19 protein-coding genes are annotated in these 14,577 nt (G+C 68.7%); 10 read left to right on the top strand and 9 right to left on the bottom strand.

The window, feature by feature from the left end; genetic code table 11:
- Positions 1-330: 330 nt before the first annotated feature.
- The 3 genes from fis to prmA all read right to left on the bottom strand — a co-directional run bounded on the left by fis (position 331) and on the right by prmA (position 2,449).
- Positions 331-606: a DNA-binding transcriptional regulator Fis gene (gene fis / locus Q9R17_RS06300; protein WP_005419706.1), complete on the bottom strand. Its 276-nt coding sequence runs from the start codon at positions 604-606 to the stop codon at positions 331-333.
- Between the two features lie 102 nt (positions 607-708).
- On the bottom strand, positions 709-1,488 hold the full coding sequence (locus Q9R17_RS06295) for a DUF3426 domain-containing protein (RefSeq protein WP_308157576.1): 780 nt from the start codon (positions 1,486-1,488) through the stop codon (positions 709-711).
- Between the two features lie 40 nt (positions 1,489-1,528).
- Positions 1,529-2,449, bottom strand: coding sequence for a 50S ribosomal protein L11 methyltransferase (gene prmA, locus Q9R17_RS06290; RefSeq protein WP_308157575.1), 921 nt, complete (start codon positions 2,447-2,449; stop codon positions 1,529-1,531).
- A 152-nt stretch (positions 2,450-2,601) separates the two neighbouring features.
- Here prmA and Q9R17_RS06285 point away from each other — a divergent pair, with 152 nt between their 5' ends.
- Positions 2,602-3,564 (top strand): hypothetical protein, encoded by a 963-nt coding sequence (locus Q9R17_RS06285; protein WP_308157574.1) that lies wholly within the window; start codon positions 2,602-2,604, stop codon positions 3,562-3,564.
- Positions 3,561-3,935 carry a hypothetical protein gene (locus Q9R17_RS06280; protein ID WP_308157573.1) on the top strand — a complete coding sequence of 125 codons (375 nt, stop codon included), beginning with the start codon at positions 3,561-3,563 and terminating at the stop codon, positions 3,933-3,935. The genes Q9R17_RS06285 and Q9R17_RS06280 overlap by 4 nt, the downstream gene beginning before the upstream one ends.
- 81 nt (positions 3,936-4,016) lie before the next feature.
- Here Q9R17_RS06280 and accC read toward each other — a convergent pair whose 3' ends face one another.
- The 3 genes from accC to aroQ all read right to left on the bottom strand — a co-directional run bounded on the left by accC (position 4,017) and on the right by aroQ (position 6,386).
- Positions 4,017-5,384: an acetyl-CoA carboxylase biotin carboxylase subunit gene (accC, locus tag Q9R17_RS06275; protein ID WP_308157572.1), complete on the bottom strand. Its 1,368-nt coding sequence runs from the start codon at positions 5,382-5,384 to the stop codon at positions 4,017-4,019.
- Between the two features lie 12 nt (positions 5,385-5,396).
- Positions 5,397-5,876 carry an acetyl-CoA carboxylase biotin carboxyl carrier protein gene (gene accB / locus Q9R17_RS06270; protein ID WP_308157571.1) on the bottom strand — a complete coding sequence of 160 codons (480 nt, stop codon included), beginning with the start codon at positions 5,874-5,876 and terminating at the stop codon, positions 5,397-5,399.
- A 66-nt stretch (positions 5,877-5,942) separates the two neighbouring features.
- Positions 5,943-6,386 carry a type II 3-dehydroquinate dehydratase gene (aroQ, locus tag Q9R17_RS06265; protein WP_308157570.1) on the bottom strand — a complete coding sequence of 148 codons (444 nt, stop codon included), beginning with the start codon at positions 6,384-6,386 and terminating at the stop codon, positions 5,943-5,945.
- 204 nt (positions 6,387-6,590) lie between these two features.
- Here aroQ and Q9R17_RS06260 point away from each other — a divergent pair, with 204 nt between their 5' ends.
- The 6 genes from Q9R17_RS06260 to Q9R17_RS06235 all read left to right on the top strand — a co-directional run bounded on the left by Q9R17_RS06260 (position 6,591) and on the right by Q9R17_RS06235 (position 10,969).
- Positions 6,591-7,187 (top strand): NAD(P)H-dependent oxidoreductase, encoded by a 597-nt coding sequence (locus Q9R17_RS06260; protein WP_308157569.1) that lies wholly within the window; start codon positions 6,591-6,593, stop codon positions 7,185-7,187.
- 18 nt (positions 7,188-7,205) lie between these two features.
- Entirely contained in the window at positions 7,206-7,796 is a 591-nt protein-coding gene (locus tag Q9R17_RS06255) for a TetR/AcrR family transcriptional regulator (RefSeq protein ID WP_308157568.1), read from the top strand.
- Between the two features lie 153 nt (positions 7,797-7,949).
- Complete coding sequence (locus Q9R17_RS06250; protein WP_308157567.1) at positions 7,950-9,005, top strand: aldehyde reductase; 1,056 nt, start codon at positions 7,950-7,952, stop codon at positions 9,003-9,005.
- A gap of 97 nt (positions 9,006-9,102) precedes the next feature.
- Entirely contained in the window at positions 9,103-9,315 is a 213-nt protein-coding gene (locus Q9R17_RS06245; RefSeq protein ID WP_308157566.1) for a ParD-like family protein, read from the top strand.
- Between the two features lie 11 nt (positions 9,316-9,326).
- Positions 9,327-10,103 carry a type I methionyl aminopeptidase gene (gene map, locus Q9R17_RS06240; protein WP_308158293.1) on the top strand — a complete coding sequence of 259 codons (777 nt, stop codon included), beginning with the start codon at positions 9,327-9,329 and terminating at the stop codon, positions 10,101-10,103.
- A 38-nt stretch (positions 10,104-10,141) separates the two neighbouring features.
- Positions 10,142-10,969, top strand: coding sequence for an isocitrate lyase/phosphoenolpyruvate mutase family protein (locus tag Q9R17_RS06235; protein ID WP_308157565.1), 828 nt, complete (start codon positions 10,142-10,144; stop codon positions 10,967-10,969).
- On the opposite strand, the gene Q9R17_RS06230 is transcribed toward Q9R17_RS06235, so the two are convergent.
- The gene (locus Q9R17_RS06230) at positions 10,950-12,101 is read right to left on the bottom strand and encodes a serine hydrolase domain-containing protein (RefSeq protein ID WP_308157564.1); all 1,152 of its coding nucleotides are present in this window, start codon (positions 12,099-12,101) and stop codon (positions 10,950-10,952) included. The genes Q9R17_RS06235 and Q9R17_RS06230 overlap by 20 nt on opposite strands.
- Before the next feature lie 155 nt (positions 12,102-12,256).
- On the opposite strand from Q9R17_RS06230, the gene Q9R17_RS06225 reads away from it, so the two are divergent.
- Positions 12,257-12,547: a hypothetical protein gene (locus Q9R17_RS06225; RefSeq protein ID WP_308157563.1), complete on the top strand. Its 291-nt coding sequence runs from the start codon at positions 12,257-12,259 to the stop codon at positions 12,545-12,547.
- A gap of 9 nt (positions 12,548-12,556) precedes the next feature.
- On the opposite strand, the gene Q9R17_RS06220 is transcribed toward Q9R17_RS06225, so the two are convergent.
- Positions 12,557-13,291 (bottom strand): transporter substrate-binding domain-containing protein, encoded by a 735-nt coding sequence (locus Q9R17_RS06220; RefSeq protein WP_308157562.1) that lies wholly within the window; start codon positions 13,289-13,291, stop codon positions 12,557-12,559.
- A 70-nt stretch (positions 13,292-13,361) separates the two neighbouring features.
- Between Q9R17_RS06220 and Q9R17_RS06215 the strand changes: the two genes are divergently transcribed.
- Positions 13,362-13,733 carry a VOC family protein gene (locus Q9R17_RS06215; RefSeq protein ID WP_308157561.1) on the top strand — a complete coding sequence of 124 codons (372 nt, stop codon included), beginning with the start codon at positions 13,362-13,364 and terminating at the stop codon, positions 13,731-13,733.
- A 3-nt stretch (positions 13,734-13,736) separates the two neighbouring features.
- On the opposite strand, the gene Q9R17_RS06210 is transcribed toward Q9R17_RS06215, so the two are convergent.
- Positions 13,737-14,564, bottom strand: coding sequence for an arylamine N-acetyltransferase (locus Q9R17_RS06210; protein WP_308157560.1), 828 nt, complete (start codon positions 14,562-14,564; stop codon positions 13,737-13,739).
- Positions 14,565-14,577: the final 13 nt, after the last annotated feature.

Below are 14,577 nucleotides of genomic sequence, written 5' to 3'. Positions count from 1 at the left end.
GTGGGCTGGTTTCGGCGGGCTTCATCCACGCATGGCGTGGATCTACCGGCGGGCGGGGTGGGCTGGTTTCGACGGGCCTTCATCCACGCATGGCGTGGATCTACCGGCGGGCGGGTGGGCTGGTTTCGACGGGCCTTCATCCACGCATGGCGTGGATCTACCGGCGGGCGGGGTGGGCTGGTTTCGACGGGCCTTCATCCACGCATGGCGTGGATCTACCGGCGGGCGGGTGGGCTGGTTTCGGCGGGCCTTCATCCACGCATGGCGTGGATCTACCGGCACCAGGGGACCGGGCACCGGTGGCGCCGGGTCAGGCCCGGCGGGTGGTGTTTACGCGCTGATGCCGTATTCCTTCAGCTTCTTGCGCAGGGTGGCACGGTGGATGCCGAGCATGGCCGCTGCGCGGCTCTGGTTGCCTTCGCAGTGGTTGAGCACTTCCACGAACAGCGGGATTTCCATTTCGCGCAGCACGATCTCGTACACGTCGTCCGCATCGCAGCCGTCGAGGTCACGCAGGTAGCGGCGGACGGACTGGGCTACATGCTCGCGCAGCGGAGGCCGGGGCGCGCCACGACTGTTGTCAGGACGAGAAAGCACTGCGTTCAAAGGGGTTCCCGATTCGGTTGGCGGGCCAGCGCAGGGCGCGGCCGGCAAAGGTGGTGGCGGCCAGTCTAGCGCGAGGCTGGCCGGGCTGCCACGGGCGCGGGCTCACAGGAACTCGAAGGTGAATGCGTCGGTGCTGGCGGCAGGCTCGCGCACGCGGAATGCGATGCGTGCGCTCTGGCCCGGTTCCAACGTGCCGTGCTCCGGCGTGCCGGTGGCATCGGCCTTGCCCAGGTAGTGCGCGGGCGTGAACACGCCCACGCCGATCACCCGGCCGTCGGCATCGGACAGCGACAGACGCAGCTTTGGCCAGCCTTGTGCCCAGCGCGCATCGTTGCGGATGCTGGCCCGTACCTGCAGCACGCCGGCGTGGCCAGGCAGCGGGCGGATCTCGCGGCTGGTCATGGTGAACGCGGACGGTTCATGCCAGGGGGGCAGCGAACAGCGCAGCACGCCGCACAGTGCGGCAACCCAGGGGCGGCTGCCGGCATCGGCGGCCCAGCGCGCGCGATCGGCCAGGATGATCTGCAGCACCAGCAACGCGGCCAGCGCGCCGACCAGGCCCCACTGCCAGCGCGGTGCGCGCAGGCGTGCGGCGGGCCGCGCGAGGAAGCTGGGGGTATCCCCCGCCGCTGCGGGCGCGGTGTCGGCGAGGGAATCCGGCGGCGCCACCACGGCGTCATCCGGCAGGACCGCAGCCGTATCGGCCGGTACCGGATCGTCCTGCATGCCGGCAGTTGCCGGCGTGACCGCCTGCGCCTGGAGGGAGGCAGGGCCGACACCATCCTCCGCCCCGTGTGCAGCCGGATCGTCGGGGGCTGCCGCCGGTGTGGCAGCGCGCAGGAAGGTGGCCAGGGGACGGCGCGGCGGGTTCGGCTCGGACATGGGCGGTGCGTGCTCGGATCCAGTGGTCATTCAACCACGATCAGGCACGGCGCACGCCGGTGATGCGCATCCAGTCGCCGTCCTGGGTGGCCTGCAGGTCGTCGAACCAGGCGGCGTAGCGCTGCAGCAGTTCGCCTTCCTGGCCGTGCAGGATGCCGGACAGGGCGATGCGGCCGCCGGCCGCCACGCGCGCAGCCAGCAGTTCGGCCAGGGCATCCAGCGCCGAGGCCAGGATGTTGGCGACCACGATCGGGTAGGTGGCCACCGGTTCGTCCTGCGGCAGGTACACCTGCATGCGGGCCTGCTCGCCATTGCGTTCGGCGTTGTCGGCGGTCGCCACCAGCGCCTGCGGGTCGTTGTCCACGCCGATCGCCTCGGCCGCGCCCAGCTTCAGCGCGGCCAGGGCCAGGATGCCCGAGCCACAGCCGAAATCGAGCACGCGCTGGCCCTGCAGCACGCCGTCCACGGCCAGCTGGTCCAGCCAGCGCAGGCACAGCGCGGTGGTCGGGTGCGTGCCCGAGCCGAAGGCCAGGCCCGGGTCCAGGCGCACGACAGCCGCATCGGCGGCCTGCGCGGCGTCGGGCAGCTCATGGTTCCACGGCACGATCCAGGTGCGGCTGCCGAAATCCATCGGCTGGAACTGGTCCAGCCACGCACGTTCCCAGTCTTCGTCCTCGACGGCACGGAAGCTGCCGCTGGACCAGTCCAGGTCCGGGTCGAACGCTTCCAGCGCGGCCAGCAGCAACAGGGCGTTGCTGTCGGCGGGGAACAATGCGCTGAGCACCAGCGTGTCCCACAGCGGGGTTTCGCCCACGCCGGGTTCCAGGATGGCCTGTTCGTTGCTGGTATCGGCCTCGGCGTCGAGCAGGGTCACTGCCAGTGCGCCCACGTCCTCCAGCGCGTTTTCGTAGCGGGGCTGGGTGGCTTCGGTGCAGCGCAGGGTCAGTTCCAGGAACGGCATGGGCGTGGCGGTGGGCAGGCGGAAAGGGCGTCATGCTAGACCATCCAGCCGTCTCCGTATGCTCTGAGATGAATGGAAGCAGTTCAGACAGGCCTCCCGGGCCTTGCTAAACTGCACACTTTCCTGTGCGTTGCCGCCCACATCTGTCGTCCATGACCCTCGTCTCCACCGTCAAAACCTGGCTGTTGGTCCTGCCAGCGGTGGCGTTGCTGGGCGTAGCCGGTTACCGGGCCAGTGGCCATGCGCGCCCCGATGCGCCGGTCGAGGCGCCGTCGGCCCCCGAGGCCGCCAGCCCGCCGGCATCGGACGCACCGGTGCTGCCGGAGCCGCTGCTGCGGCGGTTGGCGCGCGAAGGGCGGGGCACGGCGCTGCCCTCCGGCCTGCCGCTGGACATCCGGGCCGACGTGGAAGGCGATACCGACCTGTTTGCCTATGCACAGCGCCTGCGCGTGCAGGCCGAGGGCGGCAACAGCGAGGCACGCTGGATGCTCAGCCGCGTCTACGACTACTGCGCGCAGTACGCGATGGATCCGGGGGGCTACCGCCTGGACAACAACGTGCTGTCCGGGCTGGGGCTGTCGGCCGCCCCGACGATGGTGCAGGCGCGCGAGCGCGTGGCACACCGCTGTGGCGGGTTCGTGGCCAGCGACAACCTGGGGCCGGCACTGGTGAGCAGCGAACGCCGCCGCGCCGCCACGCAGGGCAACCTGCCTGCCGAAGCGTCGCTGTTTGCCGCCGGCGAGCCGCTGAAGAACACGCCGGACTACCGCCGCGACCTGGTTGAACGGGTGCTGCATTCGCAGGACCCGGAGGCCTTCAATGCGCTGGCGCCGGGCATGGGGCTGCGCGCTGCCGGTGACAAGGCGCTGACCGGATACGTCGCCGGCGATCCGCTCAGCGAACTGGCCTGGCGCATGGCCGCCTGCGAACTGGGCATGCCATGCGGCCCAGACAGTGTGCTGGTCAACAGTTACTGCGCGAACGGCGGCATCTGTTCGACCAGTGGCGGCCAGGATTTCCGGGATTTCGTTTATGACGCCGCAGTGTCGCGGCAGGGTTCGGGGAAAATGAACGAGTGGGTCAAGCAATTGCTCAAGACGAGGGGACGTCGATGAATTACCGTCGATTCCTGCACGGGGCCAAGTTCTGGTTCTGGGTGGTGTTGTTCGTGGCGTATTCGGCCGGTGCGGTCGGGTTGTTGATGATCGATACCTATGAAGACCGGTACCGGTACCTGTCCAAGGTCGAAACCACGTCGGTGGCGTCACGTGACGAGGTGCGCCGTGCCGGTGCCAGCCAGGTCGCAGCGGTCTACCGCGCGCAGAGCGGCATGCCGTTCTCTTCCCTGCCGGCCGGCAGCACGTTCCAGGTGGTCTGGCCCGATGGCTCGACCGAGACGATGGTGGTGGTGGACCCGACCTCGCCCAACGGCGTGCAGCCGCTGTCCCGGACGCAGGTGCCGGCCACTGCGGCGGACGCGCGCTGAGCGCACCGCCGGCAGCCGCCAGGCAATGAAAAAGGGCGGGGAGTTCCCCGCCCTTTTTCTGTGTCCCGCGCGTGCGGGGCGTCAGGTCAGCGCGATCGACTGGTTCTTGCGCTCGGCCAGGCGCTTTTCCAGGTAGTGGATGTTCTGCCCACCGCCCTGGAAGCCCTTGTCGCGCATGATCCGCTGCTGCAGCGCGATGTTGGTCTTGATGCCATCGACCACCATCTCGCTCAGCGCCACGCGCATGCGGGCGATGGCGGTTTCGCGGTCCGGGCCATGCACGATCAGCTTGCCGATCATCGAATCGTAGTTCGACGGCACGCGGTAGCCACTGTAGATGTGGGTGTCCACGCGCACGCCGGGGCCGCCCGGCGGATGGAAGCCGGTGATGGTGCCCGGGCTCGGCACGAAGGTTTCAGCATCTTCGGCGTTGATGCGGCATTCGATGGCATGGCCGGTCAGCACCACGTCGCTCTGCTTGATCGACAGCTTCTGGCCGGCGGCGATCTTCAGCTGCTCGGCCACCAGGTCGATGCCGGTGACCATTTCGGTGACCGGATGCTCCACCTGGATGCGGGTGTTCATTTCGATGAAGTAGAAGCGACCGTCTTCGTACAGGAACTCGAAGGTGCCGGCGCCACGGTAGCCGATGCGCACGCAGGCTTCGGTGCAGACCTTGCCGATCTGCTCGCGCTGTTCGGCGCTGATGCCCGGGGCCGGTGCTTCTTCCACCACCTTCTGGTGGCGGCGCTGCATCGAGCAGTCGCGCTCGCCCAGGTGGATGGCGTTGCCCTGGCCGTCGGCCAGCACCTGGATTTCCACGTGGCGCGGGTTCTCCAGGAACTTCTCCATGTAGACCTCGCCATTGCCGAACGCGGCCTTGGCTTCGCTCTTGGTGGTTTCGATGGAGGTCTTCAGCGCGGCTTCGGCGTGCACCACGCGCATGCCACGGCCACCACCACCACCGGCCGCCTTGATGATGACCGGGTAGCCGATCTCACGGGCGATCTTGGTGTTGGCGACGATGTCCTCGCCGAGCGGGCCGCCCGAGCCGGGCACGCACGGCACGCCGGCGGCCTTCATCGCGCGGATGGCTTCGACCTTGTCACCCATCATGCGGATGGTGTCGGCCTTGGGGCCGATGAAGATGAAGCCAGACTGCTCCACGCGTTCGGCGAAGTCGGCGTTCTCGGACAGGAAGCCGTAGCCGGGGTGGATGGCCTGTGCGTCGGTGACCTCGGCGGCGGCGATCAGTGCCGGCACGTTGAGGTAGCTTTCCGGCGACGGCGCCGGGCCGATGCAGACCGATTCATCGGCCATGGCCACGTGCTTGAGGTTGCGGTCGACCGTGGAATGCACGGCGACCGTGCGGATGCCCAGGGTGTGGCACGCGCGCAGGATGCGCAGCGCGATCTCCCCTCGGTTGGCGATGACGACTTTGTCGAGCATGGCGTGAGCCCCTTAGCCGATCACGAACAGCGGCTGGTCGAACTCCACCGGCTGGCCGTTTTCGCCGAGGATGGCGACGATCGTGCCCGACGCATCGGCTTCGATCGGGTTGAACATCTTCATCGCTTCGATGATGGCCAGGGTTTCACCGGCCTTGACCTGCTGCCCGACGGTGACGAAGGCCGGCTTGTCCGGGGCGGCCGAGGCATAGAAGGTGCCGACCATCGGCGAGCGCAGCACGTGGCCTTCCGGCAGCGCCGGGCCCGGCTTGGCGGTGCCGCCGGTGGAGGCTTCGGTCGGCGACTGCATCGGCATCGCCTGCGGCGCCGGCGCGGCCGGGGCGGCATACACCGGGGCAGCGACCGGGGCGGCATAACCCGCGACCGGGGCACGCGACAGGCGCACGGACTCTTCGCCTTCCTTGATTTCGATCTCGGCCAGGTTCGACTCTTCCAGCAGGTCGATCAGCTTCTTGATTTTGCGCAGATCCATGGGGGCCTCTTTGTTTTTTATCTGGGTGAGGTAGGGCGGGTACGCCCGACGTGGATGATCAGGGGGTCAACGGGGCGCCACGCGCAGCAGCGCAGCGTCCATGGCATAGCGGTAGCTGTCCGCGCCGAAGCCGCAGATCACGCCCACCGCCTTGTCGCTGAAATAGCTGTGCTGGCGGAACGGTTCGCGGGCATGCGGGTTGGACAGGTGGATCTCGATGAACGGCACGGCCACCGCGGCCAGCGCGTCGCGCAGGGCGACCGAGGTGTGGGTGAACGCGGCGGGGTTGATCAGGATGAACGCGGTGCCGTCGTTCTGCGCGGCCTGCACCCGGTCCACCAGCACGTGTTCGGCATTGGACTGCAGGCTTTCCAGGGTGTGCCCGGCGGCGGCGGCCTGTGCCTGCAGCGCCTGGTCGATCTGCGCCAGCGTGGTGTGCCCATAGACCCCCGGCTCGCGGGTGCCGAGCAGATTCAGATTGGGGCCATGCAGGACCAGCAGCTGTGCCATGGGGACCAAGGGTACCGGGAAGGGCGGCAGTCTGGCGGAACCCGGAATTAATGTCCAGTTCGGCGAAGTTTCGTGCGTTTCAATCGCCTGTTTGAATCCGTGGGGCGGCAGCGGTGGCGTGGATACAGCATTCCATCCCCGTGGCTTGTGAGGGAAATTCCGGATGTTACTTTTGGTAGGTAATGACCTCCCGGACCTTTCCCCATGCACAGCCTGATCGTTCTTGCCCATCCCGACCCCGCCTCGCTGACCCATGCCGTCGCCCACCGCATCGGGCAGGCCATCCTGGCGGCCGGCGATGACAATACCGTCGCGTTCGCCGATCTTGCCGCCGAAGGCTTCGACCCGCGTTTCACCGGGGCGGACAACGCGCTGTTCCGCCAGACCGGGCCGGTACCGGCCGATGTGGCTGCCGAACACGCCCGGCTGGCGGCGGCCGATACCCTGGTGCTGGTCTACCCGCTGTACTGGTGGTCGTTCCCGGCGCTGCTCAAGGGCTGGATCGACCGGGTGTTCACCCAGGGCTGGGCCTATGCCGACGGGCCCGACGGCAAGGTCGAGAAGAAGCTGCAGCACCTGCAGGTGCACCTGGTCGGCCTGGGTGGGGCAGGGCAGGACATGATCGAACGCCGCGGCTATGGCGCGGCGATGAAGACGCAGATCGACAAGGGCATCTTCGATTACTGCGGCGCGCGCGTGCTGTCCTCCACGCTGCTGCTGGACAGCGACACCGGCGGCGCGCAGGCGCATCTGCAGGCAGCCACGGCGATCGGCACTAAGATGGCGGCACCCACGCCGTGATGAGTTTCCGCACCCGCCATGCCTGCTGCCCCTGCCCGCCGCCGGATGCCCCGCCCGCAACGCACGCGCCAGCTGCTTGACGTGGCCTGGGCCCTGGTCGGTGCGGAAGGCACCGACCAGCTCTCGCTGGGGCGGTTGGCGGAGGCGGCCGGCGTGACCAAGCCGGTGGCCTACGATCACTTCGCCACCCGCGAAGGCCTGCTGGCCGCGCTGTATGACGACTACGACCGGCGGCAGACGGCCCTGTTCGACGAGCGCATCGCCGCCGCCGGTGCGACCCTGCAGGAACGGGCCGGGGCCATCGCCTCCGGCTACATCGACTGCGTGCTCACCCAGGGCCGCGATGTGCAGGACATCCTGGCGGCATTGAGCGGCTCGCCGGAGATGCTGGCGGTCAAGCGCCGCTACCAGCAGGACTTCATCGGCAAGTGCGCGGACTGGCTGGCGCCGTTCGCGCCCGGTGCGCGCGTGCCGCGTGCTGCGCTGTGGACGGTGCTGGGGGCCGCCGAGGCGCTGTCCGATGCCGTAGCCGCCGGTGCATTGGCCCAGCCCCAGGCGCAGGCCGAACTGCAGCAGCTGATCCAGTCCGTCGCCATCCGCGGCGACTGAGCCCTGTTCCCGCGATCGGCCGGACTGAACGCCGGTTTACCGTTTCTGGCTGTTAAGTCTACATATGTAGACATTGGTGGGGCCGGTCTCTACAGTGCGCCCAACCCCGTTCTGTAAGCTGGAGCCTTCCAGCGGAACGGATGGAGAACGTGCATGAACGCTTCGATTTCCCCGCAGACTGTGCTGGTGACTGGTGGCACCGGCTTCATCGCCCAGCACTGCATCCTGTCCCTGCTGGCCGCCGGGTACCGCGTGCGCACCACCGTGCGTTCGCTCAGCCGCGAAGAAGAGGTCCGCCGCCAGCTGCTGGCCGGTGGCACCGACGCCGGTGACCGCCTGTCCTTCGTGGTGGCCGACCTGACCGACGATGCGGGCTGGGCCGAGGCCGCCGCTGGCTGTACCTTCGCCCTGCACTGCGCCTCGGCCACGCCGACCGGCGAGCAGCGCAGCGAGCAGGACTGGATCGCCCCGGCCATCGACGGCACGCTGCGCGTGCTGCGCGCCGCCCGCGATGCCGGGCTCACCCGCGTGGTGCTCACCTCGGCCTTCGGTGCCATCTGCGCCGGGCACTCGGAACTGGATCGCCCGTTCAATGAAACCGACTGGAGCGATCTGACCGCCGAGGATGTGTGGCTGTACCAGAAGTCCAAGACGCTGTCCGAACAGGCGGCCTGGGCGTTCATCCGTACCGAAGGCAACGGCCTGCAGCTGTCGGCGGTCAATCCGACCGGCGTGCTCGGCCCGGTGCTGGGGGCGGACTACTCGCACTCCATCCGCCTGATCAAGGACCTGCTGGAAGGGCAGCCGGGCGTGCCCCGGATCAACTGCGGCTTTGTCGACGTGCGCGATGTCGCCGATCTGCACCTGCGGGCGATGACCCACCCGGCCGCCAACGGCGAGCGCTTCCTTGCCATCTCCGGCGACAGCCTGTGGATCATCGACGTCGCCCGCGTGCTGCGTGAGCGGCTGGGCGAGGCGGCCGGCGCGGTGACCTCGACCGAGCTGCCGGACGAGGTGGTGCGCCAGGCAGCGGTCGGCAGCCCTGCGCTGCGCGGGGCGCTGCCGTTGCTGGGCCGGAACATGAACGCCACCAGCGAAAAGGCCATCCGCCTGCTGGGCTGGCAGCCGCGCCCGCGCGAGGAGGCCATCGTGGCCACCGCTGAAAGCCTGCTGCGGTTGGGGCTTATCGCCCGGCACGCCGCCGCCTGAGGTGCCTCACGCGCGCCGGCCTCCTGAGCGGGGCCGGCATGCTGGATCGTGATATATGGATCGTATATGATTCATATATCACCCTCAGGAGCCCCCCATGGGCATCGTCAACATCGACGACGAACTGCACGACCAGCTGCGCCGTGCCTGCACCGTCAGCCACCGCTCGATCAATGCGCAGGCCAACTTCTGGATCAAGGTCGGCATGCTGTGCGAGATGCACCCGGAACTGAGTTTCCAGGACATCGTCGCCCGTGAACTGCGGGCGGCCGGCGTGCAGCCACAACCGATGGCGCCGGGGCGGGCATGAACGGCAGCGGCATGGTCAAGCAGCCGGCCGAACTGGCATTGATGGCGCAGTCCGGCGCGTTGCTGGCGCAGGTGTTCCATGCGCTGGACCAGCTGCCGCTGGAAGGGCGCAGCACGATGGCGATCAATGATTTCGTCGAACGCATGATCGTCGATGACCTGCAGGCGCGGCCGGCCAGCAAGGGCCAGTACGATTTCCCGTATGTGCTCAACGCCTCCATCGACGATGTGGTCTGCCATGGCATGCCATCCCACCAGGACGTGCTGCGCAGCGGCCAGATCGTCAACCTGGACATCACCCTGGAGAAGAACGGGTATATCGCCGATTCCAGCACCACCTATCTGGTCGGCGAGGTGGACTACGCAGCGCGGCGGCTGGTACGCACGGCCTACCAGGCGATGTGGAAGGGGATTGCCGCGGTCCGTCCCGGCGCGCGGCTGGGCGATATCGGCCATGCCATCGCCCGTCATGCACGCGAACACGGCTACAGCGTGGTCAAGGAATACTGTGGCCACGGCATCGGCCGGGAGATGCATGAGGAGCCGCAGATCCTGCATTACGGGCATGCCGGCACCGGCCTGGTGCTGGAAGAAGGCATGGTGTTCACCATTGAACCCATGCTCAACCAGGGCAAGGCGGCGATCCGCCATTCACCCGATGCCTGGCCGGTGCACACGCGCGATGGCCGGTTGTCGGCGCAGTTCGAGCACACCGTGGCGGTGACCCGCACCGGCGTGCAGGTGCTGACCCTGCGCCCGGGTGAAACCCCACTGTGCGTGCTGGGCTGATGGCGTAAGGTCGAGCCATGTCCATCGTGGAGGCCGACATGCATCCTGCCCCGACCGATCTGGCCGCGCGCCGCGCCGCCTTCCGCGCGCTGCATGCGCAGGGCTGCTTCGTGCTGCCCAATCCGTGGGACGTGGGCAGCGCCCGCTACCTCGCCCGGCAGGGCTTCGCGGCGCTGGCCACCACCAGTGCCGGTTGTGCCTGGAGCGAAGGCCGCCCTGACGGCGCAGTGTCCCTGCAGGCCACGCTGGAGCACCTGCGGCTGATGGTGGCTGCCACGCCGTTGCCGGTGAATGCCGATTTCGGTGATGGCTTCGGTGCCACGCCCGATGCGGTCGGCCAGGCGGTGGCAGCGGCCATCGATACCGGTGTTGCCGCACTGTCGATCGAAGATGCCAGTGGCGATGCGCAGGCGCCGGTACGCCCGCTGGACGATGCGCTGGCGCGCCTGCGCGCCGCGCGCGTGGCGATCGACCGCAGCGGTGCCGATGTCCTGCTGGTGGCCCGTGCGGAAAACTTCTTCGTCGGCGTGCCCGACCTGGACGACACGCTGCGGCGCCTGCGCGCGTTCGCTGCTGCCGGTGCCGATGTGCTCTATGCGCCGGGCATCCAGACCCGCGAGCAGATCGTGGCCGTGGTGGATGCCGTGGCCCCCAAGCCGGTGAACCTGCTGGTGGGCGGCCCGGTGCCGTTCACCCTGCCGGACCTGGCTGCGCTGGGCGTGCGCCGGATCAGCCTGGGTGGCGCGCTGGCGCGTGCCGCGTGGGGTGGGTTGATGCAGGCGGTTGAACCGATATGCGGCCAGGGCCGCTTTGACGGATTGCAGGGCGCAGCGTCCGGTGCAGCGCTCAATGCGTTGTTCGCCTGAGCGCCTGTGACGGATCGTCCCGGGCATGGGCGTGTGCAGCGATCCAGGCCGCGAACGCATCCAGGTCGGTGGTTCCGGCATTGGAAAGCAGGATGACGGTCAGCCCGCCATCCAGATCGTGGTACAGCTTGCTGCGTGCCCCCATGATCCGCCCGGGCCGCGACAGGAAGCGGTGCGGGGTGCCGGCAATGCGCTGCGATCGGATCCACACCCCATAGCCATGGTCATCCAGGCCCGGGGTGGTCATACGGCGCTGGGCATCGGGTGCCAGCAACCGGCCACTGAACAGCGCATCGCTGAAGCGCAGCAGGTCTTCGGCCGTGGAGTACAGGCCACCGGCCGCATCCCAGTTCTCGGTGTACACCGGTGGATCGTTTTCCAGCGTCGTGCCGTCGGCGGCCAGTGAATAGGTGCTGGCCAGGCCGGGAACAGGCACCGCCTGCCGGGCCATGCCGGTGTGCGTCATGCCCAGCGGGGCCAGTAGCTGTTCGGTGAGCACCTGCGTGTAGGACGTGCCGTGCAGCGCCTCGATGATGCGGCCGAGCACGATGTAATCGGCATTGTTGTAATCAAAGCGTGTTCCCGGTGGCGCCACCCGGGGGCCGCGGCAGAACCGCTGCATCAGTTCTTCCGGCGTGTAAGGTGTCTGGTAGAGCGGCAGGCGCTGCTGCGTGCGGGCATCATCCAGCGCGGCGGCGATCCAGGCGCGGCGGTCCTCGATGTTGGGAATGGCATCGATGTTGGCCAGCCCGGAGGTGTGGTTCAGCAGCTGGTGCAGCGTGACCTGCCCGACAGCATCGTGCGCCAGGGCCGGCAGGTAGTGGGCCACCGTCTGCTGCAGGTCCAGGCGCCCCTGTTCGTGCAGCTGCAGTACCAGCACCGCGGTGAACAGCTTGGTGATCGACGCGATGCGGTAGACCGTCTGGTTGGTGTCGGGCACGCCGAAGCGGCGGTCGGCAAGCCCGAAGCTGCGCAGCAGCAACGGTTGTCCGGCCTGCTGCACCAGCACGGTGCCGTTGAAATCCAGCGCCTGGGCGCGTTGTGCGACGAGGTCCGGCAACGGGTCCCGTGCCAGCGCCAGCATCGGCCAGCACAGCAGCATGGACAGCAGGAACCGGCGTGCGCGGTGCATGAGGGACGTCCTGGTCGGCCGATGGCGGCCCGAGCCTAGCAGGTGCCCGCAACGCGCGCGCGTGCCGTCGGTCCTGTGAACGTCTCAGCCGGCCACGACATCGGCGTACCCTACAGTGGAGGCGTTACCGACATGCAGGCGGAGGCACGGAAGACGTGAAGCACGCATACGCAGGTGAGGTGCGCTGGCTGAGTTTCAGGCTGCGCAATGGTCAATCGATCGGCCCGGCGGCATTGAGCGCCGGCTGGAGCCAGGCGGCGGCCACCAACGGCTGCACGGTGCGCCGTGAAGCCATCGAAGGTGCGGGCGTGGTCTACGCGCTGTACGGGCCCAATTCGCTGCCCTCGCCGCGTGCGGCGGAACTGAACATGCGTCGCTTCCTGGAAGACGCCGGTTATGTCTTCACCATGGGCTCGCTGGGCGGGCGGGTCGCACCGGTCGCCTGAGCCGCGCGCTTATGGGCGCGCACCGGGCCCGCCCCGCAGGGTCACGGCCTGTCCCGCGCGTGCGAAGGCATCGCGCAGGAACGGACCGGCCGTGAGCAGTTCCACGTCGGCGAACAGGGCGTGGCGTGCAGCCGCATCGCGCGCCACCGGCACGGCCACGGCCTGCGCGATCACGGTGAAACGGTCAGGCAGCACGCGATGGCCCGGATGGGCCTGCGCCCAGGCCTGCAGCGGTTGGCGCACGCCTGCCGCAGCCTCCAGCCGTTGCTGCTGGAACAGGGTGATCGCAGCGGCGGAGGTGGCGGCACGTTCAATGACGGCATGCTGCAGCGCACGCGCAAGGAACAGGTCGTAGGCCGCACCACGCCCGACGGCGATGCGCGCGCCGGGATGGTCCAGGTCGGCTACCGACCGGGCGGGACTGTCATCGCGCACCAGGTAGGTCCCTTCGATTTCCGCATACGGCGCACTGAACGCGATGCGCTCGGCACGGGCCGGGTCCACCGCCAGGAAGGCAAGATCCCAGTCGTCGGTGCCGGCGGCCGCGACCACGTCGGCGGCCGCCGGATGGCAGGTGAAGTGCACCGGTGCCTGGAGCCGCCGGGCCAGTTCATGGGCCAGCTCCACCGAAGGCCCGCGCGGTGCTTCGGGCGTGCCCTGGGCCAGCACCGGGTTGCCAAGATTGATCGCCACCCGCAGTACGCCGTGCGGTGCCAGTGTGGCGCGATGATCGACAAGCGGCATGTCCGGCTCCCGGTCGCCATGGAAAACGCCAGCATGGCATCCTGCCGTCCTTTCCCGCGTGAGCCCGCCGATGATGAACCCGGTCCTGCACGTTGAAATACCGGCCACCGACCTGCAGCGCGCCTGCCGCTTCTATGCGCAGTGGCTGCAATGCGAAGTCCAGGCGCCGGTTGATCTGCACGGGTGCCGGATGGCCTACCTGCCGTTCGATGATGACGGTGCGGGTGCCAGCGTGGCGCTGGTGAGCGGCGAGGGCTATCTCCCCGCCGCACGCGGCGCGCGCCTCTACTTCGGTGTCGATGCGCTGCAGGCCAGCCTGGCGCGGGCGCTGCAGGCCGGTGCCGTACTGCGTTTCGGTCCGGCGCAGGCCGGTGACTGGCATGTGGCGGAGATCCTGGACAGCGAAGGCAATCTCATCGCGCTGCAGGCGGAGCAGGCCTGACGGTCAGGCCTGGGCTGAACGCTGCAGCCAGTCGCTGATCGCCGGGTCCAGCCGCGGGTCATCCGGCAATGCCATGCCGAACGCCTCGCGCAGTACCTGGCGGACGTCGGCGGCGTCGCGCAGCGCACGCCTGTCCGCGGGCTGGCCCGGGTGGTACTGGGTGTAGTGGCCGCTGCCGATCGTGCGGCGCCAGTCCGGCCCGGTCAGCGAGGCACGCAGCTGGCCGGGGAAGCTGGAGTCGGGATGGGTGCAGACGTACCAGTTGGCGACCACGTTGTCGGCCGCTTCCGGTGCCTGCAGATCGAAACGGTACAGCCGGCGCCAGCCCTGCTCGCCTTCGGCCAGCAGCGTGAAATCCTCGCCGTCGCGGTCGATGCGGTAGGCCTCATGTGGCGTGGCCTGTACCGCGCGGTCGTGCAGCCGCAGGGGAACGGTCGGGGTCAGGCTGCCGAAGCCGGCATCCACCAGCCAGTCATCGCCCTCCAGGTGGACGCGCAGCAGCAGGTGCGTGCGTGCGCTCAGCGCGCCATCGGCCACCGACAGCAGCACGCGTGCGGCCAGTGGCCGGGCGTCGAAGCCCAGCGCCTGCAGCAGGGCCAGCAGTGCGCCATTGAGTTCGAAGCAGTAACCGCCACGGCCCTGCACCAGCAGCTTGCGCTGCACGCTGTCCAGGTCGATCGGTACCGCATCGCGCAGCAGGCTGGTCACGGTTTCAAACGGCAGCAGAGCGTTGTGGCGCTGCTGCAGCAGGGTCAACCCGGACAGGCTGACCGCTGGGGCGGTCTGCAACTGCAGGCGGTGCAGGTAACGGGGAACATCGAGCGTGGTCATGGCGGGGGCCGGG

Source organism: Stenotrophomonas sp. 24(2023), from assembly GCF_030913365.1.
Lineage (GTDB): Bacteria > Pseudomonadota > Gammaproteobacteria > Xanthomonadales > Xanthomonadaceae > Stenotrophomonas.
The sequence above is the reverse complement of the archived record's forward strand: the minus strand, read 5'-3'. Positions and strand labels throughout refer to the sequence as shown.

What these genes read in the sequence shown, in the direction of transcription:
- Q9R17_RS06295 (WP_308157576.1), bottom strand. Translation starts at nt 1,488, where the DNA reads ATGTCCGAGCCGAACCCGCCGCGCCGTCCCCTGGCCACCTTCCTGCGC.
- prmA (WP_308157575.1), bottom strand. Translation starts at nt 2,449, where the DNA reads ATGCCGTTCCTGGAACTGACCCTGCGCTGCACCGAAGCCACCCAGCCC.
- Q9R17_RS06285 (WP_308157574.1), top strand. Translation starts at nt 2,602, where the DNA reads ATGACCCTCGTCTCCACCGTCAAAACCTGGCTGTTGGTCCTGCCAGCG.
- Q9R17_RS06280 (WP_308157573.1), top strand. Translation starts at nt 3,561, where the DNA reads ATGAATTACCGTCGATTCCTGCACGGGGCCAAGTTCTGGTTCTGGGTG.
- accC (WP_308157572.1), bottom strand. Translation starts at nt 5,384, where the DNA reads ATGCTCGACAAAGTCGTCATCGCCAACCGAGGGGAGATCGCGCTGCGC.
- accB (WP_308157571.1), bottom strand. Translation starts at nt 5,876, where the DNA reads ATGGATCTGCGCAAAATCAAGAAGCTGATCGACCTGCTGGAAGAGTCG.
- aroQ (WP_308157570.1), bottom strand. Translation starts at nt 6,386, where the DNA reads ATGGCACAGCTGCTGGTCCTGCATGGCCCCAATCTGAATCTGCTCGGC.
- Q9R17_RS06260 (WP_308157569.1), top strand. Translation starts at nt 6,591, where the DNA reads ATGCACAGCCTGATCGTTCTTGCCCATCCCGACCCCGCCTCGCTGACC.
- Q9R17_RS06255 (WP_308157568.1), top strand. Translation starts at nt 7,206, where the DNA reads ATGCCTGCTGCCCCTGCCCGCCGCCGGATGCCCCGCCCGCAACGCACG.
- Q9R17_RS06250 (WP_308157567.1), top strand. Translation starts at nt 7,950, where the DNA reads ATGAACGCTTCGATTTCCCCGCAGACTGTGCTGGTGACTGGTGGCACC.
- Q9R17_RS06245 (WP_308157566.1), top strand. Translation starts at nt 9,103, where the DNA reads ATGGGCATCGTCAACATCGACGACGAACTGCACGACCAGCTGCGCCGT.
- map (WP_308158293.1), top strand. Translation starts at nt 9,327, where the DNA reads ATGGTCAAGCAGCCGGCCGAACTGGCATTGATGGCGCAGTCCGGCGCG.
- Q9R17_RS06235 (WP_308157565.1), top strand. Translation starts at nt 10,142, where the DNA reads ATGCATCCTGCCCCGACCGATCTGGCCGCGCGCCGCGCCGCCTTCCGC.
- Q9R17_RS06230 (WP_308157564.1), bottom strand. Translation starts at nt 12,101, where the DNA reads ATGCACCGCGCACGCCGGTTCCTGCTGTCCATGCTGCTGTGCTGGCCG.
- Q9R17_RS06220 (WP_308157562.1), bottom strand. Translation starts at nt 13,291, where the DNA reads ATGCCGCTTGTCGATCATCGCGCCACACTGGCACCGCACGGCGTACTG.
- Q9R17_RS06215 (WP_308157561.1), top strand. Translation starts at nt 13,362, where the DNA reads ATGATGAACCCGGTCCTGCACGTTGAAATACCGGCCACCGACCTGCAG.
- Q9R17_RS06210 (WP_308157560.1), bottom strand. Translation starts at nt 14,564, where the DNA reads ATGACCACGCTCGATGTTCCCCGTTACCTGCACCGCCTGCAGTTGCAG.